This is a genomic window from Citrobacter sp. CK181 (genome assembly GCF_030333595.1).
Lineage (GTDB): Bacteria > Pseudomonadota > Gammaproteobacteria > Enterobacterales > Enterobacteriaceae > Citrobacter_B > Citrobacter_B koseri.
This window is the reverse complement of record NZ_JAOWFN010000006.1, coordinates 468,175-488,947: the sequence shown is the minus strand read 5'-3', so window position 1 is coordinate 488,947 and position 20,773 is coordinate 468,175. Positions and strand designations below refer to the sequence as shown.

Sequence of the window (20,773 nt, the reverse complement as noted above, 5' to 3'; positions counted from 1 at the left end):
AGACGTGATGAAAACGGCTGTCATTTACAGGAGAGTCCTTTGCGCTGGATACCGTTTATTGCCATCTTTCTCTATGTTTACATTGAGATTTCTATTTTTATCCAGGTCGCCCATGTGCTGGGCGTCCTGATGACGCTGATCCTGGTGATTTTCACCTCGGTCATTGGTATGTCGCTGGTGCGAAACCAGGGTTTCAAGAACTTTTTGTTGATGCAGCAGAAAATGGCGGCTGGCGAAAGTCCGGCGGCGGAGATGATCAAGAGCGTGTCGCTGATCATCGCGGGCCTGCTGCTGGTGCTGCCCGGCTTCTTCACCGACTTCCTGGGGCTGCTTCTTTTATTGCCGCCCGTGCAGAAACACCTGACCATGAAGTTGCTGCCGCATTTGCGTTTTTCCCGTATGCCTGGCGGCGGTTTTAGCGCCGGAACGGGCGGCGGCGAGACGTTTGACGGTGAGTTTCAGCGTAAAGAGGACGAGCGTGACCGTTTAGATCATAAAGACGACCGCAAGGATTAAATCAAACGTTGAACCGTAGGCCGGATAAACCGCTTCAGCGGCGCCATCCGGCATAAATGCCCGGTGGCGCTATGCTTACCGGGCCTACAACTGCTGACGCTTAGCCAACCTGCGGGGTAAAAACAGCCACAGCGCCGTCAGCATAATCAGCGCGTACAGACACTTCCATCCCACCATTGCCAGCAATAACAGACACAGCAGAGCGCCAGTCACCGCCAGCGCGCGATAGCGTCCTGCCAGCAACCGACACCCGGCCAGCATACACAGCAAGTAGATCATAATGAAAATGCCGTTGGCATAGACGATCAGCGCGTCGAGATTGATCTCAAGGATGTAAATGCACAATGTGCTGAGTACGCAACAGCCCAGTACGGCGTTCAGCGCATTGCGGGGAACGCGGCGGGCAGAAAGGCGCGCCAGATAATGGTCTGGCCTGTCCTGCGCCTGTGACCAGACAAGGCGGGCGAAACTCTGGATATAGATATTCAGGCTGGCGAAGCAGGCCAGATAACCAATAATGCAGGCGACCCACAGCGCCTGTACGCCAAACAATCGCACGACGATGTCAGGGAGCGACGCTGCCGCCGCCATTTGCGCGCCGTAGGCGTCAAAATGCAGAACCGCCACCGTACACGCCCAATAAACGGAGCCGGCCAGCAGCAGGCCGATCATCAGCGCGCGCGGGAAATCGCGTTCAGGGTTTTTAAATTCCGATGCCAGATGGGCGAACGCTTCAAGGCCGACAAAGCACCAGAACATAACCGACAGCGCGGCGAACAGGGCGGGCAGCTCAATATCCGCAGGGGCAGGGAACGGAATTTTGTTCGGCTTGAGATCGCCCGCCCACCAGATGGCGACAATCAGCGCCACAATCAGCCCGGCAATGATCGTTTGCAGGTTGGCGCTGGAGCTGGCGCCGCGAGAGCCAATGAACCACACCAGCGCCAGCGTGCCGAATTCCGCCAGTAAAAGCTGCCAGCCGTGCCAGCCAAACATCGCCTGACCGAATCCGGCGGCGATATGCAGCGCCGCCGGCAGGCCGACGGGGATGACCGACAGGAACAGCCATCCGGTGACGCGCGCCATTCGCGAACCAAACGCCATCCCGACAAAATGCGCCACGCCGCCCGCACTGGGGAAATGACGCCCCAGGATGGCAAAGACAATCGCCACAGGAAAGACTAAAACGATGAGCGCAGGCCAGGCCCACAGGCTGTTATTGCCCGCCACCAGCGCGGCCAGCGCCGGGACGGCAAAGACGCCGGTTCCTAACAGTGATGTCGACAACAGGCCCACGCCCTGAGCCAGTCCCAGCTCTTGTTTTAGTCCACTCATGAGTCACTATCCGGTTACGCCCAATTTTTGGGCAACTGCGCAGATTTTCGATGGTAACACAATCGGATTTACTTATGACGGGCCGCCTTAAATCGTTATGAAATGTGAGGTGAGCTACCGTTTTCGCGCGATTTTCTGCTGATAAGAATTTTTTTTCATCTGCCCCCTTGAAGGGGCAAAAACCCATCCCCATCTCTCTGGTCACTAGCCGGGAAACCGTTCACGGGCCGGCGTCACCCATAACTGATAAAGACTTTCTCAAAGGAGAGCTATCAATGAGTATTCGTCCGTTACATGATCGTGTGATCGTCAAACGTAAAGAAGTTGAATCCAAATCTGCTGGCGGCATTGTTCTGACCGGTTCCGCAGCGGGTAAATCAACGCGTGGCGAAATCATCGCTGTCGGTAAGGGTCGCATCCTGGATAACGGTACTGTGCAGCCGCTGGACGTTAAGGTTGGCGACATCGTTATTTTCAACGATGGCTATGGTGTGAAATCTGAGAAGATCGACAATGAAGAAGTGTTGATCATGTCTGAAAGCGACATTCTGGCAATTGTTGAAGCGTAATCCGCGAACGACACTGAACATACGAATTTAAGGGAAAGAGAAAATGGCAGCTAAAGACGTAAAATTCGGTAACGACGCTCGTGTGAAAATGCTGCGCGGCGTAAACGTACTGGCAGACGCAGTGAAAGTGACCCTCGGTCCGAAAGGCCGTAACGTGGTTCTGGATAAATCTTTCGGTGCGCCGACCATCACTAAAGATGGTGTTTCCGTAGCGCGTGAAATCGAGCTGGAAGACAAGTTCGAAAACATGGGCGCGCAGATGGTGAAAGAAGTTGCCTCTAAAGCGAACGACGCGGCAGGCGACGGCACCACCACCGCGACCGTACTGGCTCAGTCCATCATCACTGAAGGTCTGAAAGCCGTTGCTGCGGGCATGAACCCGATGGATCTGAAACGTGGTATCGACAAAGCAGTTGCTGCTGCGGTTGAAGAACTGAAAACCCTGTCCGTACCGTGCTCTGATTCTAAAGCCATTGCTCAGGTTGGTACTATCTCCGCTAACTCCGACGAAACCGTAGGTAAACTGATCGCTGAAGCGATGGACAAAGTCGGTAAAGAAGGCGTGATCACCGTTGAAGACGGTACTGGTTTGCAGGATGAGCTGGACGTGGTTGAAGGTATGCAGTTCGACCGTGGCTACCTGTCTCCTTACTTCATCAACAAGCCGGAAACTGGCGCAGTAGAACTGGAAAGCCCGTTCATCCTGCTGGCTGATAAGAAAATCTCTAACATCCGCGAAATGCTGCCGGTTCTGGAAGCCGTTGCGAAAGCAGGCAAACCGCTGCTGATCATCGCTGAAGATGTGGAAGGTGAAGCGCTGGCTACGCTGGTGGTTAACACCATGCGCGGCATCGTGAAAGTGGCGGCGGTTAAAGCGCCGGGCTTCGGTGATCGTCGTAAAGCAATGCTGCAAGATATCGCAACCCTGACCGGTGGTACCGTCATCTCTGAAGAGATCGGTATGGAGCTGGAAAAATCTACCCTGGAAGACCTGGGTCAGGCAAAACGCGTTGTGATCAACAAAGACACCACCACCATCATTGATGGCGTGGGTGAAGAGTCTGCGATCCAGGGCCGTGTCACTCAGATCCGTCAGCAGATCGAAGAAGCCACTTCCGATTACGACCGTGAAAAACTGCAAGAGCGCGTAGCGAAACTGGCAGGCGGTGTTGCGGTTATCAAAGTTGGCGCTGCGACCGAAGTTGAAATGAAAGAGAAAAAAGCACGCGTTGAAGATGCCCTGCACGCGACCCGTGCTGCGGTTGAAGAAGGCGTGGTTGCTGGTGGTGGTGTTGCGCTGATTCGCGTCGCGTCTAAAATTGCGGAACTCAAAGGCCAGAACGAAGACCAGAACGTGGGTATCAAAGTTGCGCTGCGCGCAATGGAATCCCCGCTGCGTCAGATCGTGCTGAACTGCGGCGAAGAACCGTCTGTTGTGGCTAACACCGTTAAAAGCGGCGACGGCAACTACGGTTACAACGCAGCAACCGAAGAATACGGCAACATGATCGATATGGGTATCCTGGACCCGACCAAAGTAACCCGTTCTGCTTTGCAGTACGCGGCATCCGTGGCTGGTCTGATGATCACTACCGAGTGCATGGTAACTGACCTGCCGAAAGGCGATGCTCCTGACTTAGGCGCAGCCGGTGGCATGGGCGGTATGGGTGGAATGGGCGGCATGATGTAATTGCCCACACCCTGCATCCTTCAGGCCGCAGAGGCGTTGGCTGCGTTTGCTAACCCCAGTCACTTACTTGAGTAAGCTTCTGGGGATTAACAAACTGGCCGCCTCCCTGCAACCAGAATGATTTGGGTGCTCATCTCCCAGAATTTAGAAACCCCCGGGCAGAAATGTTCGGGGGTTTTTCTTTTGGTCATCTTTTTAGTATAAGATTCAGACATGGACGACGTGAGTGGCGTCCAGCTCATTGATTATGGGGAATAACATGCACGTAAAATATTTAGCAGGGATCGTCGGTGCTGCGCTGCTGATGGCGGGTTGTAGCTCCAGCAACCAACTGACCACTGCCGGGCAAAGTGTGCGTTTTGTGGAAGACAAGCCTGGCGCAGAGTGCCAGTTGATCGGCACTGCGACCGGTAAGCAAAGCAACTGGCTTTCTGGTCAGCACGGTGAAGAGGGCGGCTCTATGCGTGGTGCAGCGAACGACCTGCGTAACCAGGCTGCGGCAATGGGCGGAAATGTGATTTATGGCGTCAGCAGCCCAACGCAGGGAATGTTGTCCAGCTTTGTCCCGACCGCCAGTGAAATGAACGGTCAGGTTTATAAGTGCCCTAACTGATTACACTTCATTCTTCAACCTGCCTCTTTGTTGGCTGCGCTGTGAAACCCCAGTCACATAGTTATCTGTGCTGCTGGGGATTTCTTTGCTTGCCGCTGCGATGCAGGTTGAATGATTTTGTGTAATACAGTGGGTCTATACAGGCGCATGTGGTCGTAGGCCGGATAAGCGCAGCGCCATCAGGCGTTTTTCGCTTTCTCAACCGACTGAACGCGTAAATGATGCAACGCGCGCAGGCACTGCTCCTGAGTGAGTTTGTGCGTCTTATCAGCGGTTAGCGTTCTGACAAACACCTGGCACGGTTTCCCGGCCAGCTTCTTCAGCCGTGGGCTGAAATCAAGCAGTCGGCGTGAAATGGCCTCTGCCTCTTTGCTGCCAGAAGGGGTGCGGTTTTTCACCACGGCGCCGCTAAAATGTGTTTTACCTGTCTCATCGGTATAACGATAGAGCACCGCCAGATAATGGCTGAAGAGATTGTGCTTCCATTCAGGTTGCGCGTAGGCGTCATATTCCAGATTACCGTTATCCAGACAGTCGGCATCATATAATGGCAGAAAATCCAGTAGTGATGTAATACGCAGCACCAGCTCACGCATACCGGCATTATCTATAGCGCGAATAATTGCGCGCACCAGAACGTCAATCTGTAATTCATTAATCATCAGCTCGCATGTTTTACCGTCATGCAGCGTAAAAGAAAGCATGACGTTTTCGCTCTGGTCGTCTACCAGCGTTAATGTATTCACCCGGCGATTAATATCTGCGTTTTTGAGTTCCTCTTCCTGAATGGCCGGAATGCTCTCAAGCATTTTTTTACTGACTCTATCCCGTGCTTTTTCATATTGTTGGCGAGCGTTGGGGGACAGATGATGCTTCTGGTGCAGCCTGCTTTCCAGAGCGATCAGCAGATCTCTTAATTCCAGTGCCGTCAGGAAAAACAACGACTCCTTATTCCTCGGTTCTTTTATTTTTAATGCCAGCGCAATAAACTCATTCGCTTTGCGAATAACGCCCGTATTAACGCCTTTGATACTCATCGCCATAAAGGTTCTCCCTAACCAATTATTAATCAGGTAACTTAATTTGAATCAATATATAATTTTGAAATATATTCAGTGTGTTATGTTATTAAAATAACATAATATGGAAAGCGTCGCGCTATATGAACGGATTCAAATAAGCGATTTTAAGGGCGAGTGTCCGAAACCGGACACTCGTTTGAACAATTATTGCTGGCGTAACTGCAAATCTAATGGTGTTTTGCTCGGCTCCCCGCCAATTTCACGCGCCAGTCTGGGCACCATATAACCGGATACCCGCGTCAGCAGTTCACGCATAATTCGCCGCGCTTCATCGTCGCTCACCATGAAATGCGCCGCGCCCTGAACTTTATCCAGCACATGCAGGTAGTAGGGCATGACGCCGGCGTCAAACAGCGCATTGCTGAGGTTTGCCAGCGTTTGCGCGTTATCGTTCACCCCGCGTAGCAGTACGCTCTGGTTGAGCAGGGTAACGCCCGCGTTGCGCAGCGTCGTCATGGCCTGACGGAACGTGTCGTCAATTTCGTTGGCGTGGTTGATGTGGTTCACCAGCAGAATTTGCAGAGAAGAGCGCGCAAAGCGGGCTGCCAGCCCATCCGTAATGCGCGCGGGGATCACGATCGGCAAACGACTGTGGATACGTAGCCGTTTGATGTGCGGGATCGTTTCCAGTTGCGTAAGCAACCAGTCCAGTTCGTGATCTTTCGCCATCAAAGGATCGCCGCCGGAGAAGATGATCTCATCCAGCTCAGGGTGTGCGGCGATGTAGTCCAGCGCGACCTGCCAGTTGCGTTTGTTGCCCTGATTATCCGCATACGGGAAGTGGCGACGGAAGCAGTAGCGGCAATTTACCGCGCATCCGCCTTTCACCAGCAGCAACGCACGGTTGCGGTATTTGTGCAGTAATCCGGGCACGACGCTGTGCTGCTCTTCCAGCGGGTCGGTGGAAAAACCGGGGGCGGTTACGAATTCGTCCTGCGAGGTAAGTACCTGACGCAGAAGCGGATCGTTGGGATTGCCTTTCTCCATACGCGCGATGAAAGATCGCGGTACGCGCAGGGCGAACAGGCGTTTGGCGTCGCGTCCGGCCAACAGTTTTTCATCTGCGTCTATATTCAAAAGATGCAGTAGTTCATCGGGATTGGTCACAACATCGGCAAGTTGCGCTAACCAATCTTCTCTGGATGGGGTATTTAGGGTTACAATATGCGCCATTTTGTGGCTTAGCTACCAGTTAACAATTTTCAGAGGGCCTTATGGCAACGTACTATAGCAACGATTTTCGTGCTGGTCTTAAAATCATGTTGGACGGCGAACCTTATGCGGTTGAAGCCAGTGAATTCGTTAAACCGGGTAAAGGCCAGGCATTCGCACGCGTTAAACTGCGCCGCCTGCTGACCGGCACTCGTGTAGAGAAAACCTTCAAATCCACCGACTCTGCTGAAGGTGCTGATGTTGTCGATATGAACCTGACTTACCTGTACAACGACGGTGAGTTCTGGCACTTCATGAACAACGAAACGTTCGAACAACTGTCTGCTGACGCCAAAGCGATCGGCGACAGCGCGAAATGGCTGCTGGATCAGGCTGAGTGCATCGTGACCCTGTGGAACGGCCAGCCGATCACCGTGACCCCGCCGAACTTTGTTGAGCTGGAAATTGTAGATACCGATCCAGGCCTGAAAGGCGATACCGCAGGTACTGGCGGCAAACCGGCTACGCTGTCTACTGGCGCAGTGGTTAAAGTTCCGCTGTTCGTCCAGATTGGCGAAGTGATCAAAGTGGATACGCGCTCTGGCGAATACGTATCCCGCGTTAAATAAGACGCTGATATTAAGATTGATGACAACGTCTGAAATGCCCGATGGCGCAAGTTTATCGGGCCTACGGCGACTGCGTGACGCATGGGTATTAACGCCATCCGGTAAAACAGACGTGGAGTTTGTCAGCAATTTGCTAAGTTGAATTTATGGTGCGGCATTGAGCTGCGCCATACCTTTTCCAGGGCAGGAATGATGAAACGTCTTATCAGTCTTGTAGCACTCATCCTTTTCACCGGCGTGTTGCTGACGGGGTGTAATACCGCGCGTGGCTTTGGTGAAGACATCAAACATCTCGGCAATTCTATCTCTCACGCTGCCAGCTAATTATTTCCAGGTGTCTTAAAAAATCGTCGAACGCCCGTCACATTGCGGGATCTTGTCTATGCTTAAGTGGCTATACACAAACAACATTGGCTAGAAAAGGAAGACGTTATGGTTAAGAAAACAATTGCAGCGATCTTTTCTGTTTTGGTGCTTTCTTCCGTGCTAACTGCGTGTAATACAACACGCGGCGTTGGGCAGGATATCTCTGAAGGCGGCAGCGCCATTTCAGGCGCCGCGACCAGAGCCCAGCAATAAATGTGAACGGTACGGCGTGGCGTCGTACCGTTAATTGATTTGCTCCGGTAAGGATAAAAACGGCGAGTAGCGATTATCCATATGCAATTTCATGCGGATATTGCGTTTGTAGGTGTAGACCGTTTTGCCGTGAATACCGAGCGCAGCCGCGATTGCGTTGTTTCCCGCACCTTCCATCCACATTGTCAGCACCTTTTCCTCCTGCGGCGTAAGCAGCGGCGTGGCGGTTTTTGGCGTGTCAGTAACGGACTGGGCAAGCAGCACGTCCTGAATATTCCGCGATAGTTCATGCAGCGTGGCCTGTTTCGACACTACGGCATGAACCTGATACAGCGGGTCGCTATCGGCCTGGTACTGTCCGCCGCCTGATTGCAGCAAAATTAAAGGCGTGGCTCCGCAGGCCATCAGGAGCGGCGCTGCTGGCTTAAAAGAGTGGCTGTAGTTGAAAAAACTATATAAGTCAGCGATAACCAGATGAGGTTTCCACTGGGAAATATGCTCTTTTGCCAGTAGCAGGTTATTCAACCCTGATACCAGGAACGAAGAATCAAATAAGCCAGAATGATTAAGCCAGGCCTCTATCCCCGTGCGGGTGAAATGGCAGCGGTCAATCACTAAAATTTTTAACATAAACTTTCCGCATCCAGAAGTAGGCGATGGCTTCCTGACCTCAGAAAGCGTCTCATCATAGAGAAGTCCGATGAGCGTCGAATGCGTGAACTGCGCTGCGAATTGCGCCCAATTCATGCTTTTGCGACGGTGGAAAATAAAAGGGTTGAATTTGATTTTTTCGCAGGCAAAAATGCTTTCTCACACCTCTGCTTTGCAGGACGACCTGCAAATGTATCTTTCACCGGGGACGGCCCCATTTTTCTGGAGCCAGATATGTCCTGGATAATTTTGTTCATTGCGGGTCTGCTTGAAGTCGTTTGGGCGGTCGGCCTGAAATATACCCACGGATTCAGTCGCCTGACGCCCAGCGTCATTACCATTGCGGCGATGATTGTCAGTATGGCGCTGTTGTCATGGGCGATGAAAACCCTGCCGGTTGGCACGGCATACGCGGTCTGGACGGGCATCGGCGCGGTAGGGGCTGCCATCACCGGCATTTTGCTGCTTGGCGAATCCGCCAGTCCTGCGCGTCTGGCGAGCCTTGCGCTGATCGTAGCGGGGATTATTGGGCTGAAGCTCAGCGCTCACTAATCCTCCGGGAAAAGCGTTAAGCGCCGGGTTGTTTTACCCAGATTAATTTACTGACATCAAACCCTTCCCGGGTCGCGACGGCCAGCATCTGCTGCTTCATCTCTTCGGAGAGCGTCGGCGTGCGTGAGAGTATCCACAGGTAGTCGCGATCCGGGCCGCACACCAGCGCATGGCGGTACTCTCTGTCGATCGCAATGACGTTATACCCGCCGTAGAAAGGGCCGAAGAACGATACTTTCAGCGCGGCGCGGCTGGGGTCGCCCGTAAACCAGGCTTTCCCTTCTGTTTTCTGCCACATGCCCCTGTCCGGGTTGTAGCCTTTGTTGAGGACGTTCAGGCCACCGTCGTCCCGCAGACTGTAGGTTGTCGTCACTTTTTCAAGACCACTTTCGAAGCGGTGATCGAAACGCGCGATTTCATACCAGGTGCCCATGTAGCGTCTGGCATCAAAGTCAGTGACAACGGTAACGCCCCTGGGCGGGACAGGCGTGCTACACGCGACGACCAGAAACGCAGCGGTAACGGCGGCAACGACAGGCAGCAGGCGCATGGGATTTTCCTTAGCGGTTTTTTCTAAGTGTAGAACCTGGCGGGAAAAATAAGGGAGAAGGGGAAATAAAAAAGCGCCCTCTTATCGCGCAGATAAGAGGGCGTATGGCTTAGATTGTGAGGATACCGATTGCCGTAACAACGGTCAGAATCGCCGCCAGACCGTAGAATACCCATTTGCCGCTTGGCACATGGATTTTCAGGTCATGCATCGCATGGTGCATACGGTGTAAACCGCACCACAGCGGCAGGACGATCATCAGGAACAGGAACGCGCGGCCAATGAAGCTCTGGGCGAACGCCAGTACGCGTTCATAGCTCAGCGCATCGCCCGGGAAAAGTCCCAGCGGCAGCAGAATACCCACCAACAGAACCATTACCGGCGCAATAATCGCGCCCCACATACCACCTGCACCGAACAGGCCCCAGAATACGGGTTCGTCAGAGCGTTTTGGATTTGGATTAATCATCCCGGACTCCTTACCAGTACAGGGCAACATACAGTATGACTACGGTGACAACCGCAGTAACAACCCAGAGACCTTTAATGATCGGCTCTGGCCCCATTTTTTCGTCTTTAACAATGATGTTGGCGGCTTTTGGCGCCAGCTCGAACCAGGTTTTGGTGTGCAGCAAGGCTGCCGCCAGGGCGATCAGGTTTAAGATCACCACTACCGGGTTTTGCAGGAAGCCAACGAAGCCCATCCAGGATTCCGCGCCATGTTTGAGGGCAAACAGGCCGAAAATCAGTTCAATGCTGAACCAGACTGCCGGAACCGCCGTGCCTTCGCGCAGCATGTAAAAGCGATAAAACGGCAGTTTTTTCCACCAGGTGGACGTCATTGGCCGCACATAGGCTTTGCGTTTAGTCGTCATGTTGCACTCCTTAGCGTGGTTTCAGGGTGGCGATAAGAAAGTCTTTCGAACTTTCCACTTTACCCTGCTGAATGGCCGCAGCCGGATCGACGTGTTTCGGACAGACTTCGGAGCAGTAGCCCACGAAGGTACAGGTCCATACGCCGTTCTGACCGTTTAACTGCGCCATACGCTCCTTCTTACCGTGGTCGCGGCTGTCTTCGTTATAACGATGCGCCAGCGTGATCGCCGCCGGGCCGATGAACTCAGGGTTCAGGCCGAATTGCGGGCACGCGGCGTAGCACAGACCACAGTTGATGCAACCGGAGAACTGGTGATACTTCGCCATCTGCGCCGGGGTCTGGGTATTTGGCCCCTGATCCGGCGTACGCGGGTTGCCGATGATGTACGGTTTGATCGCTTCCAGGCTCTCGATAAAGTGCGTCATATCGACGACCAGATCGCGTTCGATCGGGAAGTTCCCCAGGGCTTCAACCTTCATACCCTTGGTGTAATCACGCAGGAAGGTTTTGCACGCCAGTTTTGGCACGTTGTTAACCATCATGCCGCAAGAGCCGCAGATCGCCATACGGCAGGACCAGCGGTAGCTCAGGTCTGGCGCCAGGTTATCTTTGATGTAGCCTAACGCATCCAGCAGCGACGTCGCTTCATCGTAAGGCACTTCGTAGAAAGCACTGTGCGGCGCGGTGTCGGTTTCCGGGTTATAGCGCACCACCTCAATTTTCAGGTTTTTCATCTCAGACATTACGCCTTCTCCTTCTTATCGGCGGCTTCCGCTTCAGCGCCATACACACGTTTTGCCGGTGGCAGAGTGGTGATTTTCACGTCGCTGTATTCCAGGCGAGTTGTGCCATCAGCATCGCGGAAGGCGAGGGTATGTTTGAGGAAGTTGACGTCGTCACGCTCGGTGCAGCCTTCGTCCAGACGCTGGTGAGCGCCGCGTGATTCTTTACGTGCCAGCGCGGAGTGCGCCATACATTCCGCTACGTTCAGACCATGACCCAGCTCGATGGTGTACAGCAGGTCGGTGTTGAATACGCTGGAGGTGTCGGTGATACGAACACGCTTGAAACGTTCCTGCAACTCCGCCAGCTTATCCACGGTTTTCTGCATGAGTTCCGGCGTACGGTAGATACCGCAACCTTCTTCCATCGACAGGCCCATTTCATCGCGGATTTTCGCCCAGTTCTCGTTGCCTTCCTGGTTAACGAGGTCTTTCAGACGTTGTTCAACGCCCGCAACCTGCGCATCAAGCGCGGCGTCGTTAGCCGTGCCTGCGGTTGAGGCGCGTTCCATTGCTTGTTCGCCCGCCAGACGGCCAAAGACCACCAGTTCCGCCAGAGAGTTAGAACCCAGACGGTTAGCGCCGTGCAGACCCACAGAGGAGCACTCGCCAACGGCAAACAGACCTTTAATGCGGGTTTCGCAATTCTGATCGGTTTCGATGCCGCCCATGGTGTAGTGCGCGGTCGGACGAACCGGAATCGGCTCTTTAACCGGATCGACGCCCACGTAGGCTTTCGCCAGTTCGCAGATGAACGGTAAACGTTCGAGCAGTTTTTTCTCGCCCAGATGGCGCAAGTCGAGGTAAACCACATCGCCACGCGGCGTGGAAATGGTGTTGCCTTTGCGCCATTCGTGCCAGAACGCCTGAGACACTTTGTCGCGCGGCCCCAGTTCCATGTATTTGTTTTTCGGCTCGCCAAGCGGCGTTTCCGGGCCCATGCCGTAATCCTGCAAATAGCGGTAGCCATTTTTGTTGACCAGAATACCGCCTTCACCACGGCAGCCTTCGGTCATCAGGATACCGGAACCCGGCAGACCGGTCGGGTGATACTGAACGAATTCCATATCACGCAGCGGTACGCCGTGGCCCAGCGCCATGCCCATACCGTCGCCGGTCACGATGCCGCCGTTGGTGTTGTAGCGATACACGCGGCCTGCGCCGCCGGTAGCCATCACCACCGCGTTGGCGCGGATCTGCACAAGCGTGCCTTCCATCATGTTCATGGCCACGAGGCCACGGGCATGACCGTCATCGACCAGGATATCCAGGACGAAGTGTTCATCAAAGCGTTGGATTTGTGGGAACTGCAAAGAGGTCTGGAACAGGGTATGCAGCATATGGAAGCCGGTTTTATCTGCGGCAAACCAGGTACGCTCAATTTTCATACCGCCGAAACGACGTACGTTGACGCTGCCGTCCGGGCGACGGCTCCACGGGCAACCCCATTGCTCAAGTTGCGTCATTTCAGTTGGACAATGGTGGACAAAGTAATCCACGACATCCTGTTCACACAGCCAGTCTCCGCCCGCTACCGTATCGTGAAAATGGTAGTCAAAGCTGTCATGATCCTGGGCGACAGCGGCTGAACCCCCTTCGGCAGCAACGGTGTGGCTGCGCATCGGGTACACTTTTGAGATCAGTGCGATTTTAGCGTTAGGATTCGCCTGCGCGGCAGCTATTGCAGCACGTAATCCCGCGCCACCGGCGCCTATAATGGCAAGATCGGCTTGAAAGGTTTGCACGACATTCCTCCAGATTGTTGTTATTTCGTCCCCGTACACCATCAGATTGAACTCCTGATTGATGCGGGTTGCGAACGCGTTTCCACTGCTCCTTTATAGGTACAACAGTATAGTCTTACGGATGTGAGGGAAATTTGACGTGTTCGATTTTTTTAGCGCATCAATGGGTCGATTTATCATTGATTCTGATTAATTTAATTACTAAACCACCTGGCTTCACTTTTTTTACTTTTCCGGCGGAGCGCATTATTCCCGCACAAAATTTGTTTCACTGGCGTGTTACGAGTAGACTTCGTGCCCTTGTCTTAAATCGGAGAAAGTACCATGAGCGAAACGGCAACCTGGCAGCCGAGCGCGTCCATTCCTAACCTGTTAAAACGTGCAGCAATTATGACGGAGATCCGTCGTTTCTTTGCCGATCGTGGAGTGCTGGAGGTTGAGACGCCCTGCATGAGCCAGGCGACGGTAACGGACATTCATCTGTTCCCGTTCGAAACGCGTTTCGTCGGCCCAGGCCACTCTCAGGGCATGAACCTCTATCTGATGACCAGCCCGGAATACCACATGAAACGCCTGCTGGTGGCGGGATGCGGCCCGGTTTTCCAGCTGTGCCGTAGCTTTCGCAACGAAGAGATGGGGCGTCATCACAACCCGGAATTCACCATGCTGGAGTGGTATCGTCCCCACTACGACATGTACCGTTTGATGAACGAAGTGGACGACCTGCTGCAACAGGTGCTGGAATGTCAACCTGCGGAGAGTCTTTCTTACCAGCAGGTGTTTCAGCGCCATCTGGAGATTGATCCGCTGTCTGCGGATAAAACTCAACTGCGTGAAGCGGCGGCGAAGCTGGATTTAAGCAATATCGCGGATACCGAAGAAGATCGCGATACGCTGCTGCAACTGCTGTTTACTATGGGCGTGGAACCGCACATTGGCAAAGAGAAGCCGACGTTTGTGTACCATTTTCCGGCAAGCCAGGCATCGCTGGCGCAAATCAGCACTGAAGACCATCGGGTGGCTGAACGCTTCGAGGTTTACTTCAAAGGTATTGAGCTGGCGAATGGTTTCCACGAACTGACGGATGCGCGCGAGCAGCAGCAACGCTTCGAGCAGGATAACCGTAAGCGCGCCGCGCGAGGCTTACCGCAGCAGCCTATCGATAACAATCTGCTGGAGGCGCTGAAGGTGGGGATGCCTGACTGTTCCGGCGTGGCGCTGGGCGTGGATCGTCTGGTGATGCTGGCGCTGGGGGCGGAAAGCCTCGCTGAGGTTATCGCTTTTACCGTTGATCGGGCATAAATCCGAAAACCCCTCTTTTGCGAAACAAAATGGCGCAATGAGCGCCATTTTGTAGCACATTTTTTCAATTCCCCTCTTATAGCCACAATATAAGTCTGGATGTTTGATACCATTCAGGTATCAATTCTGTGTTGATTTTTATTGCTGACCTCTGCAAGGGGGCAGTGCAAACCGGTGAGCGCCGTTTAGCCAACGTGCCCAGAGTAAGGGATGGTTTCATGAACCAGACAATAAAGAAGATGAGCCTGGCTGGCCTCATCCTGATGATATTTACGTCCGTTTTTGGTTTTGCCAATAGCCCGTCGGCGTTTTATTTAATGGGGTATAGCGCGATCCCGTGGTATATCTTTTCTGCATTATTATTCTTTATTCCATTTGCCTTAATGATGGCTGAAATGGGTTCTGCTTATCGAAAAGAAGAGGGCGGAATCTATTCGTGGATGAATAATAGCGTTGGCCCGCGTTATGCGTTTATCGGCACTTTTATGTGGTTCTCCTCCTATGTTATCTGGATGGTGAGCACTGCGGCGAAAGTCTGGGTGCCTTTCTCTACGTTCTTGTTTGGTGCAGATATGACGCAGCACTGGCGGATCGCCGGGCTTGAACCGACGCAGGTTGTTGGTCTGCTCGCCGTCGGCTGGATGATTCTGGTGACCTGTATCGCATCAAAGGGAATTAATAAAATTGCGCGTATTACGGCAGTAGGGGGGATTGCCGTGATGTGTCTTAATTTGGTTTTGTTGTTAGTGAGTGTCGCTATTTTGTTATTAAATGGTGGGCATTTTGCGGAAAATATTAATTTTGTCTCCTCGCCCAATCCCGGATATCAATCCGGCCTGGCCATGCTCTCATTTGTTGTTTTCGCTATTTTTGCCTACGGCGGAATTGAAGCGGTAGGCGGCCTGGTGGATAAAACAGAAAAGCCGGAAAAAAACTTTGCGAAAGGAATTGTTTTTGCGGCAATGGTTATTTCCGTTGGTTATTCGCTGGCGATATTTTTATGGGGCGTTAGCACCAACTGGCAACAGGTATTAAGTAATGGCTCCGTTAACCTAGGAAATATCACCTATATTCTGATGAAAAGCCTGGGGATGACGTTGGGTAACGCGCTGCATCTGTCGCCGGAAGCGGCAATGGCGACCGGCGTCTGGTTTGCGCGTATCACTGGCCTCTCCATGTTCCTTGCCTATACCGGCGCGTTCTTTACGCTGAGCTACTCGCCATTGAAGGCCATTATCCAGGGAACGCCAAAAGCGCTGTGGCCTGCGCCGATGACGACGCTGAACGCGGCAGGTATGCCAGCCACCGCAATGTGGATGCAGTGTCTGCTGGTGAGTCTGTTTATTCTGCTGGTCTCTTTTGGCGGTGATACCGCGTCGGCGTTCTACAACAAACTGACGCTGATGGCGAACGTGTCGATGACGTTGCCGTACCTGTTCCTCGCGCTGGCCTTCCCGTTCTTTAAGTCTCGCGAAGGCCTGGAACGGCCATTTGTGATCTTCAAAACCCATGTTTCTACGATGCTGGCAACGGGCGTGGTCGTGCTGGTGGTGACGTTTGCGAATGTGTTTACCATCATTCAGCCGGTGATTGAAGCCGGGGACTGGAATAGCGCGCTGTGGATGACCGGCGGCCCGATATTCTTCTCGCTGTTAGCGATGGCGATTTATCAGAACTACAGCCGCCGGATGGCAAACCAGCCCCAGTGGGCGGTGGAGTAATCTTTTTGCCGTTACCCGGCCTACGCGTTCATTGCTGTTCTGTAGGCCGGGTAAGGCGAAGCCGCCATCCGGCATTATTACGGCTTACAAACTTCCCACCGGGCGACTTTTCCTGGCGGCGGATGTCAGCGTTCTTCCAGTCTGCCTGCCATTCAGGCTTTCCAGGCGCATCTGGAACGGCGGGAATGGCATATCAATACCGTGCTCATGGAAGCCCGCCAGAATCAACTGGTGGATTTCGTGGCGCAACGGCATACGGTGCCCCATCTCTGCGGCATAGATACGCAGTTCGAAGATCTGAATCCCCTGTTGCAGGTCAACCAGGAATACTTCCGGCGCCGGGTTGTCGATCACCAGTGAACAGCGGTGCGCCGCAGTCAGCAGAATTTGCGTCACCTCTTCGCTATTAGCGTCTGACGGCGCCGGGATGGTCAGCACCACACGCGTTACCGAATCCGACAGCGACCAGTTGATAAACTGCTCGGTGATGAACGCTTTGTTCGGCACGATAATCTCTTTACGGTCCCAGTCGCTGATGGTGGTGGCGCGGGTGTTGATTTTGGTCACGCTGCCGGTAAGGTCGCGAATGGTCACCGTATCGCCAATACGAATCGGCTTTTCGAACAGGATGATTAAGCCGGAAATAAAGTTGGCGAAGATCTCCTGTAAACCAAAGCCCAGACCGACACCGAGCGCGGCGACCAGCCATTGTAACTTCGACCATTCAATGCCAATCATCGAGAAACCGACCAGCCCGCCAATCAGCATCAACAGATACTTGGTGATGGTGGTGATGGCGTAGCCGGTGCCGGGCGTCAGATCCAGATGCTGCAAGAGCGCCAGCTCCAGCAGTGCGGGCAGGTTACGCACCAGTTGCGTGGTGATGATAAACACCAGGATCGCAATCAACACCGCGCCCAGCGTAATCGGCTCCAGACTTTCAACCCCTTGCACCGTGGAGGTGACATCCCACAGCGAGATATTCTCCAGGAAGCCAAAGGCGGAATGGATTTCCGACCACAGCACAATGACCGACAGCAGGGCGATAAGCATCAGGATAGAACGTACCAGGCGCAGCGACTGGGCGCTGATGGCGTCGAGATCCACTTCGCTTTCATCCACTTCGACGGCCCCTTCGAGGCTGGTGGAGTGGGCGGGTTCTTCTTCACCGCGCGCACGTTGCGCCAGCATTTCGGCCCGGCGATGCTTAGCGCGATCGAACGCCAGACGGCGACGCTGAATCAGCATCCAGCGGCGAATGACGTGATAGATAACCAGCAGCAGGAACCAGATGGCAACGGAGGTCTCCAGTCGTGCCAGCAGCGCCTGCGCGGTGGCCAGATAGCCGACAGCGGCCGCAAGGATCGCAATGAGCGGCGCGCCCATCAGCAGGTTCCAGAGCATACTGTTGACCATATTGTCGCCGCTGCCCTCTTTATCGAGGTACAGCGGGATACCGGCGCGCTTCAGGCTCAGCGTGACAATCGCGAGCGCGCCGCAGATCAGGATGAAGCAGAGACGCCCCAGCGACGCGGAGAACTCCCGATCGTTAAGATTATCAAACATAATCAGCGCCATAATGAGCGGGACAATCAGACCGATGCTCATCAGGTAATAGCGCATGGCGCGCGCGACACGGTTTCGGGGCCAGCCAAAATGCGCCACAAACAGACCGTTAGGGCGGGCAAAGGTGGCGCAAATCATGACGACCCACAGCAGCGGAACCGTTGCTGTCACCCCGTCGCCGATGGCGACGGCCAGAGGATAAGGCCATGCCTCCTGCAACCCATAGCCCAGCGTGGCCCACAGTACGGGCAGCGGGGAGGCGACCAGAATCGACCAGAACACGGTGCGCAGCGTCAGCCAGAAGTGATCCTGCGTGACTTTCCCGACGCGGGAGGATGAACGCTCCAGAAAACGGGTGAAATGTTTGCGCGAATAGAGACTAAAACCAACCAGCACCAGCGCGCCAAACAGCGGCAGCAACGTCTCCTTGCTGGTAAGCATCATGATGCTGGCTTTGCCGAGCTGATTGAACGTATCCAGTGAGATCAGTCGACGCAGATCCTGAACGAGGCTGATAGGCCACGAGAGCGACATCGGACTCACGTCAGACGTCCAGAACAGGTAACGGTGAGTGGCTTCGTTGACCTCTTTCAGCGCGTCTTCCAGTTGACTATTGGACACTTTCAGCTTGGTGAGTTCGAGGATCAGCGTATCACCGCCCTGCAACAGTGAATTCAGCAGCTCGCGTTGGGTACGCAGTTGGGCGTCAAGAATGCGGCTCTGCTCAGAGGTCAGCGTTTGACCGTCGGCCTGGCGAATCTGACGTAGTTGCGGTTGTTTGTTGAGCAGGTCTTCGTAGCGCATACGGTGTACGCGCAGTTGCGCCATTTCGGTATCTAACTGCTGCGGCTTGGGCATTTCCGGGAGACGCGATACCTGCGCGCGCAGGGCTTCCCCCAGCATATTCGATACGCCTAACCACTGCGACTGTTCCCGCAGGGTGTTCAGGGCCTGACGAACCTGTAGCGTCTGGCTGGTGGCCTGGCGTTGCTGTGAGGCCACCAGATCCATGCGTTGCGCCTGCTGGTTAAGCGCCTGCGACAGCTCGCGGTTCACCTTGAACTGTTCGATAATGCCCGGCGGCAGGTCAGCGCTGTTTTCCGCCAGCAGTTCGGTGCTTTCCAGCGCTCGCTCTGCTTCTCGTTGGCGCTGGCTGTTTAATTGATTGCGTAATGCCTGCAACCAGGCATCCAGCTGTTGGCTCTGTTTTTCCGCCAGTTCGGAGCGCATTCGCGCCAGTTCCTGACGGTTATTCGCCGAAAGCTGCGCCAGTTCCAGCTCATCAACCTGCGCTTTGAGTCTGGCGGATTCGGCCTGCATACTCAGATTTTGCGCCTGGTTGAGCGGGGAGTTGCCGCTGGCGGTGCCGATGCGCCGCTCAATCTCATTTAACTGGCGACGGGCATCCGTTTGCTGTTGTGGAAGCTGGCTTAACGAATCGGCGATTTCACGAGCGCGCTCTCGCTCCTGCTGGGCCTGACGGCTTTTATCCAGCAACTGGCTGCTGACCTGGAGGATCTCCTGGCTTAGCGCATCGGTGGACATGCCTGGCGGCACGCTGCGCGGTTCATCGCGCAAGTTATTGAGCTGTGCGCGTAGCGTCGCGGACAGCTTAGGGAAATTGTCGATAACCTGCTGATATTGTTCGGCGCGCTCAAGAGAACCTTTTCGTTCCTCAAGCGCGTTCAGCGCGGACTGGAGGGCCTCTACGGCCTCTGGCTGAGCGGGTTTTGCCGCTTTAGCCTGCTCCAGTTCCTGGGCAATCAGTTTGGCGTCGGGGGCCGTCGCAGCGTACGCCCCCAGGCTGAGGCACCAGGCCATCAGAAAAGTGATAATCAGGCGCACAGCAGCGATCCTTTATTTAACTTTCGTCTTTCTTGTCGTCAACCAGCGGGCTGGCGTCGTGTTCGGCGTTGATCTCTTCTTCCGGCAGCGGCGTGGGTTCCGCTTCAGGGGGCACGAAGAGTTCGGTAGAAACGGCCAGCGGCTGACCGATTTTGGTCACTGACAGGCTTTGCAGCTGTTCAGCCAGCGTGACTTTACCCGGCGCAAACAGGTTGATCACGGTTGAACCCAGTTTGAAACGGCCCATCTCCTGACCTTTCAACAGCGCCACAGACCCTTCGCTTTCCCCTTCCGGCCATGTCCAGCGTTTGATCACGCCTTCACGCGGCGGCGTAATGGTTCCCGCCCAGACGGTTTCGATGCTGCCGACAATGGTCGCCCCGACCAGAATTTGCGCCATTGGGCCAAACTCCGTGTCAAACAGGCAGATCACGCGTTCGTTACGGGCAAACAGGTTTGGCACGTTCTGCGCGGTCAGGTGATTCACCGAGAACAGATCGCCCGGTACGTAGATCATCTCGCGCAGGATACCGTTGCACGGCATGTGTACGCGGTGGTAGTCGCGCGGAGAGAGGTAGGTGGTGACAAACGAACCGTTGCGGAACAGGTCCGCCATCAGGTAGTTACCTGCCAGCAGCGCTTCCAGGCTGTAGTTGTGACCTTTCGCTTGCAGGATTTTATCTTCTTCGATTTTACCTGACTGGCTGATCACGCCGTCAGCCGGCATTACCAGTACGTTTGGATCGGTATTCACCGGACGGACGTCGTCACGCAGCGGACGAACAAAGAAATCGTTAAAGGTGCGATAGCTGGCGGTATCCGGCTTCTGCGCCTCTTTCATATCGACCTTGTAGTATTTCACGAACAGATCGATAACCAGTTTGGTCAGCCAGCCCGCTCGTTTTCTCGCGCCCCAGCCCGCCAGGCGAGTGAGCCATAGTTTCGGCAGAATGTATTGTAGCGAAAGTTTAAATGAGTTTAACAAGGTAGCCTCCAGGCCATTGTTGTTCCTGAACC

Annotated in this window: 21 protein-coding genes; 10 read left to right on the top strand and 11 right to left on the bottom strand. The window is 54.2% G+C overall.

Annotated elements, in window-relative coordinates:
* The first annotated feature begins 39 nt into the window (after window positions 1-39).
* Window positions 40-516 carry an FxsA family protein gene (locus OGW17_RS02810; RefSeq protein ID WP_071257314.1) on the top strand — a complete coding sequence of 159 codons (477 nt, stop codon included), beginning with the start codon at window positions 40-42 and terminating at the stop codon, window positions 514-516.
* A gap of 84 nt (window positions 517-600) precedes the next feature.
* Here the strand turns inward: OGW17_RS02810 and yjeH are convergent, their stop codons facing one another.
* On the bottom strand, window positions 601-1,851 hold the full coding sequence (gene yjeH, locus OGW17_RS02805; RefSeq protein WP_071257317.1) for an L-methionine/branched-chain amino acid transporter: 1,251 nt from the start codon (window positions 1,849-1,851) through the stop codon (window positions 601-603).
* 275 nt (window positions 1,852-2,126) lie between these two features.
* Here yjeH and OGW17_RS02800 point away from each other — a divergent pair, with 275 nt between their 5' ends.
* From OGW17_RS02800 to OGW17_RS02790, 3 genes are all read left to right on the top strand, one after another.
* Window positions 2,127-2,420 carry a co-chaperone GroES gene (locus OGW17_RS02800; protein WP_000027827.1) on the top strand — a complete coding sequence of 98 codons (294 nt, stop codon included), beginning with the start codon at window positions 2,127-2,129 and terminating at the stop codon, window positions 2,418-2,420.
* A gap of 43 nt (window positions 2,421-2,463) precedes the next feature.
* Window positions 2,464-4,110 carry a chaperonin GroEL gene (gene groL, locus OGW17_RS02795; RefSeq protein ID WP_012134466.1) on the top strand — a complete coding sequence of 549 codons (1,647 nt, stop codon included), beginning with the start codon at window positions 2,464-2,466 and terminating at the stop codon, window positions 4,108-4,110.
* A 259-nt stretch (window positions 4,111-4,369) separates the two neighbouring features.
* The gene (locus tag OGW17_RS02790; RefSeq protein WP_071257320.1) at window positions 4,370-4,723 is read left to right on the top strand and encodes a DUF4156 domain-containing protein; all 354 of its coding nucleotides are present in this window, start codon (window positions 4,370-4,372) and stop codon (window positions 4,721-4,723) included.
* 179 nt (window positions 4,724-4,902) lie between these two features.
* Here the strand turns inward: OGW17_RS02790 and OGW17_RS02785 are convergent, their stop codons facing one another.
* Window positions 4,903-5,766, bottom strand: coding sequence for a YjeJ family protein (locus OGW17_RS02785; protein ID WP_071257322.1), 864 nt, complete (start codon window positions 5,764-5,766; stop codon window positions 4,903-4,905).
* A 183-nt stretch (window positions 5,767-5,949) separates the two neighbouring features.
* Entirely contained in the window at window positions 5,950-6,978 is a 1,029-nt protein-coding gene (gene epmB, locus OGW17_RS02780; protein ID WP_047459494.1) for an EF-P beta-lysylation protein EpmB, read from the bottom strand.
* A 41-nt stretch (window positions 6,979-7,019) separates the two neighbouring features.
* Between epmB and efp the strand changes: the two genes are divergently transcribed.
* The 3 genes from efp to ecnB all read left to right on the top strand — a co-directional run bounded on the left by efp (window position 7,020) and on the right by ecnB (window position 8,165).
* Window positions 7,020-7,586, top strand: coding sequence for an elongation factor P (gene efp / locus OGW17_RS02775; RefSeq protein ID WP_012134461.1), 567 nt, complete (start codon window positions 7,020-7,022; stop codon window positions 7,584-7,586).
* A gap of 189 nt (window positions 7,587-7,775) precedes the next feature.
* On the top strand, window positions 7,776-7,910 hold the full coding sequence (locus OGW17_RS02770) for an entericidin A/B family lipoprotein (protein ID WP_049011509.1): 135 nt from the start codon (window positions 7,776-7,778) through the stop codon (window positions 7,908-7,910).
* A 108-nt stretch (window positions 7,911-8,018) separates the two neighbouring features.
* The gene (ecnB, locus tag OGW17_RS02765) at window positions 8,019-8,165 is read left to right on the top strand and encodes a lipoprotein toxin entericidin B (RefSeq protein WP_024130801.1); all 147 of its coding nucleotides are present in this window, start codon (window positions 8,019-8,021) and stop codon (window positions 8,163-8,165) included.
* A 30-nt stretch (window positions 8,166-8,195) separates the two neighbouring features.
* Here the strand turns inward: ecnB and OGW17_RS02760 are convergent, their stop codons facing one another.
* On the bottom strand, window positions 8,196-8,795 hold the full coding sequence (locus OGW17_RS02760) for a LuxR C-terminal-related transcriptional regulator (RefSeq protein WP_049011510.1): 600 nt from the start codon (window positions 8,793-8,795) through the stop codon (window positions 8,196-8,198).
* Window positions 8,796-9,050: 255 nt separating this feature from the next.
* Here OGW17_RS02760 and sugE point away from each other — a divergent pair, with 255 nt between their 5' ends.
* The gene (gene sugE, locus OGW17_RS02755) at window positions 9,051-9,368 is read left to right on the top strand and encodes a quaternary ammonium compound efflux SMR transporter SugE (RefSeq protein WP_012134457.1); all 318 of its coding nucleotides are present in this window, start codon (window positions 9,051-9,053) and stop codon (window positions 9,366-9,368) included.
* A 16-nt stretch (window positions 9,369-9,384) separates the two neighbouring features.
* Here sugE and OGW17_RS02750 read toward each other — a convergent pair whose 3' ends face one another.
* The 5 genes from OGW17_RS02750 to frdA form a co-directional block, all read right to left on the bottom strand.
* The gene (locus OGW17_RS02750) at window positions 9,385-9,918 is read right to left on the bottom strand and encodes a lipocalin family protein (protein WP_047459488.1); all 534 of its coding nucleotides are present in this window, start codon (window positions 9,916-9,918) and stop codon (window positions 9,385-9,387) included.
* A gap of 109 nt (window positions 9,919-10,027) precedes the next feature.
* Window positions 10,028-10,387, bottom strand: a complete 360-nt coding sequence (gene frdD / locus OGW17_RS02745) for a fumarate reductase subunit FrdD (protein WP_012134455.1) — start codon at window positions 10,385-10,387, stop codon at window positions 10,028-10,030.
* Between the two features lie 10 nt (window positions 10,388-10,397).
* Window positions 10,398-10,793 (bottom strand): fumarate reductase subunit FrdC, encoded by a 396-nt coding sequence (gene frdC, locus OGW17_RS02740; protein WP_012134454.1) that lies wholly within the window; start codon window positions 10,791-10,793, stop codon window positions 10,398-10,400.
* Between the two features lie 10 nt (window positions 10,794-10,803).
* A complete protein-coding gene (gene frdB / locus OGW17_RS02735; RefSeq protein ID WP_012134453.1) occupies window positions 10,804-11,538 on the bottom strand; it encodes a fumarate reductase iron-sulfur protein in 735 nt (244 codons plus the stop codon).
* A complete protein-coding gene (gene frdA / locus OGW17_RS02730) occupies window positions 11,538-13,322 on the bottom strand; it encodes a fumarate reductase (quinol) flavoprotein subunit (protein WP_047459485.1) in 1,785 nt (594 codons plus the stop codon). The genes frdB and frdA overlap by 1 nt, the downstream gene beginning before the upstream one ends.
* Window positions 13,323-13,646: 324 nt before the next feature.
* Here frdA and epmA point away from each other — a divergent pair, with 324 nt between their 5' ends.
* A complete protein-coding gene (epmA, locus tag OGW17_RS02725; protein ID WP_012134451.1) occupies window positions 13,647-14,624 on the top strand; it encodes an elongation factor P--(R)-beta-lysine ligase in 978 nt (325 codons plus the stop codon).
* Between the two features lie 218 nt (window positions 14,625-14,842).
* Window positions 14,843-16,345, top strand: a complete 1,503-nt coding sequence (yjeM, locus tag OGW17_RS02720; RefSeq protein WP_071257325.1) for a glutamate/gamma-aminobutyrate family transporter YjeM — start codon at window positions 14,843-14,845, stop codon at window positions 16,343-16,345.
* Window positions 16,346-16,429: 84 nt separating this feature from the next.
* Here yjeM and mscM read toward each other — a convergent pair whose 3' ends face one another.
* Together mscM and asd are read right to left on the bottom strand one after the other, a co-directional pair.
* On the bottom strand, window positions 16,430-19,756 hold the full coding sequence (gene mscM / locus OGW17_RS02715) for a miniconductance mechanosensitive channel MscM (RefSeq protein ID WP_071257327.1): 3,327 nt from the start codon (window positions 19,754-19,756) through the stop codon (window positions 16,430-16,432).
* A gap of 16 nt (window positions 19,757-19,772) precedes the next feature.
* Window positions 19,773-20,741: an archaetidylserine decarboxylase gene (asd, locus tag OGW17_RS02710; protein WP_071257330.1), complete on the bottom strand. Its 969-nt coding sequence runs from the start codon at window positions 20,739-20,741 to the stop codon at window positions 19,773-19,775.
* Between the last annotated feature and the right edge of the window lie 32 nt (window positions 20,742-20,773).